Source organism: Cellvibrio sp. (assembly GCF_053579595.1).
This window is the reverse complement of record NZ_JBRFPI010000497.1, coordinates 1-2775: the sequence shown is the minus strand read 5'-3', so window position 1 is coordinate 2775 and position 2775 is coordinate 1. Positions and strand designations below refer to the sequence as shown.

General features: G+C 50.4%; 4 protein-coding genes. 1 reads left to right on the top strand and 3 read right to left on the bottom strand.

The window, feature by feature from the left end:
* The 3 genes from ACWA6V_RS20300 to ACWA6V_RS20290 all read right to left on the bottom strand — a co-directional run.
* On the bottom strand, positions 1-916 hold a 916-nt coding region (locus ACWA6V_RS20300), incomplete at its 3' end, for a glutathionylspermidine synthase family protein (protein ID WP_449524193.1).
* Positions 917-919: 3 nt separating this feature from the next.
* Positions 920-1504 carry a DUF1190 domain-containing protein gene (locus ACWA6V_RS20295; RefSeq protein ID WP_310074907.1) on the bottom strand — a complete coding sequence of 195 codons (585 nt, stop codon included), beginning with the start codon at positions 1502-1504 and terminating at the stop codon, positions 920-922.
* A 27-nt stretch (positions 1505-1531) separates the two neighbouring features.
* Positions 1532-1945, bottom strand: coding sequence for a DUF350 domain-containing protein (locus ACWA6V_RS20290; protein WP_449524192.1), 414 nt, complete (start codon positions 1943-1945; stop codon positions 1532-1534).
* A 179-nt stretch (positions 1946-2124) separates the two neighbouring features.
* On the opposite strand from ACWA6V_RS20290, the gene ACWA6V_RS20285 reads away from it, so the two are divergent.
* The coding region (locus ACWA6V_RS20285) for an HlyD family secretion protein (RefSeq protein ID WP_449524191.1) at positions 2125-2775 on the top strand (651 nt) is incomplete at its 3' end.

Below are 2775 nucleotides of genomic sequence, written 5' to 3'. Positions count from 1 at the left end.
CGCGTGAAAACAAGGGTTTGCGTACCCAGCCTGCGCCGAGTGGTTCGCTCGTTGCGGTTTCAAAAAACGCTGGCAATAAATTCGGGTGATTGGGGTAACGTTGCCAGAGCAGCGGCAAAATGCCTTTATTGGACAACAGCATCTTCCACGCAGGTTCGATCATTTGCGTATTGGCAGCAGTAATGGTGCGTGCAAAATCTTCCTGTACCATAAATTCCCAAGGATACAATTTGAATAAACCTTTGATCGGCTGATTATCCAAATCCACAAACTGTTCATTTAGGTCACCAATATCTTCCAATGCGATATAGCGCACATCCACTCCCGTTTGCGCGGCCATATCCATTAAATAATTGACCGTGCCGCGGTCTTCAATATTGTCGCGCACGCTGGTGAAATAAAAGGGCTGAGGCAATTTGAGTTGCGCAAAGGCTTGTTCGATTTTGTCGTGCAGGGAATTAAATTGATCGGCGCGCTCGGGTAATACACCGTTTTTAATTTGGTCTTCCAACCAGACCCATTGGAAAAAACCGGTTTCAAATAGTGAGGTAGGTGTATCGTAATTTAATTCGAGTAATTTTGCGGGGCCAGTGCCGTCGTAGACCAAATCAAAACGGCCATACAAATGCGGCTCGCCTTTATTCCAGGAGTTCCAGATATAACTCCAGAAATCGCGCGGGATATTGAGCAGCGTGAGCATTTCTTCACTGCGGGTAATATCGCCGACCATATCCATGGTCATTTGATGCAATTCTTCGGTCGGCGCTTCCAGATCATCTTCAATTTGTTGCAAACTGAATTGATAGTAAGCGGTTTCATCCCAATAGGGCTCGCCGTCAAAGGTGTGGAAATTAAACCCGACTTCTTCGGCATAAGCGCGCCAATTAGCGCGCTCGGCAACACTGATACGTTTCATCCATTAACCACCAAAACTGTTGCGCGCAGCCGCTTGTTGGCCGAAACCACCGCGACGAACCACCTGCCCGACTTGCGGTTTTACTTGCGAGGGTTTCAGCGAGATAGGGCCGATACCACCGGCGACGGGTGCGTTGGTTGCCGTGCGGAAAGTGCCGCGGTCATCGCGCGATTTGTACAGCGGCTGCGTGGGCACATTAGTTCCAGCTCCTGCACCGGCAGCAGCGGGCTGTTGGAAGTTACTGCCGCCGCGATTCAACATTTGCCCGGCGAGATAACCCATCATCATCGGCATAAATACACTGCCGCCCGATGTGGTTTGCTGTGGCGCGGTTTCGCAATTGCCCGCACCAAAATCTACTTCGCACTCTTCTTTGTTTAAATATTTTGGCGCAACTTGCGGATGCAAGGCTTGTGCAGCGGCGTAATCGGCCTCGCACTGGGCGGCGCTATTTAATGCGGCGGCGCTGCATTCACTTGGGTCGGTAAATACCATCGCCTGTTCGCGCTCTTCGCCACAACCGGCGAGCAACAAAGTGGCAACAGGAACCATCAATACTAATGCGGCTTTTTTACTGCGTTTCATCATTCAACTCCACAATCAGTTATCGATATATTAGTAGGACATGCACGCGGCATTAATTAAACCCACGGCAACAGCGAGCGTTGCAGCAAAAATACCGGACGCCATTTCGCCATTGTCGATGCGCTCGGATAATTGTTTAAGTACTACGCGCAACGTAACAAAAGTAAGAATCTGTACAACTAGAGCAACTGCGCCCCATACCGCACAATCAAGCAATGACTGCGAATGGGTAATCGCACTGGACAGTGGTAATGCAAATCCGATAATCGCACCACCAAATGCAAGTGCCGCCGCAGAATTATTGGCGCGGATCAATGCCAGCTCCTCATGGGGTGTCATCCAGGTATAAATACGCACAAATATCAGGACTAATACAATTGCCACCGCAAAATAAGCGAGAAAAGGTGGAATGCCATTAAGCGATGTAAGCGTGGTTGCAAGCATGGAGACTTCCCCAGTTGGTAAATTAACGAATGGTAAATGAAAACTGGCGCGATTCTGACACAAAACCCGTAGCACCTCTATCTTGTTGGATGCATACAAATAACCTATAAGTTTTTAACAATTGTTACCCATCATTTTCTGGCACACTTGTTACTAGTATTGATAGCTCAGGGACTTGTATGAAATCACACTTATTTTACGGCCTCAGCTTGTGCTTTGCTTTGCAACTCACAGCCTGCAGTGACAACAACGCCCATCTCGCGCTCGGCACCCTGGAGCGCGACCGCATAGTACTCAAAGCGACCGCCGCCGAAATTATCACCCAATTACCTATTGCCGAAGGCAGCGATGTCAAAGCGGGCGACTTATTGCTGCAACTGGATGATCGCCGCCAGCAGGCGCTGGTCGCCAAAGCCGCTGCCAATCTCGCCAGCGCGCAGGCCAATCTCACTAAATTGCAAAATGGTGCGCGACCGGAAGACATTGCTGCAGCACGCTCGCAAGTAAAAGGTGCCGAAGCCCAATTAGTGGAAGCGCAAAAAACCTTTGCCCGCGCTGAAACACTGGTGAGTAAAAAACTCGCCGGAGCCGCCGAACTGGATAGCGCCCGCGCCAAACGCGACTCTGCCCAAGCTAATCTGGATAAATCCCACGAAAACTTATTGCTACTCACTAACGGCACCCGCGAAGAGGATTTGCAGCAAGCCGAAGCGCAGGTCGCGCTCGCAAAAGCCGCCTTGGAATTGGAGCAATACAATCTGGGGGAATTGAGCATTCGCGCTACTGGCGAAGCACGGCTTGACCACCTGCCCAAGCACTTGGGTGAGCGC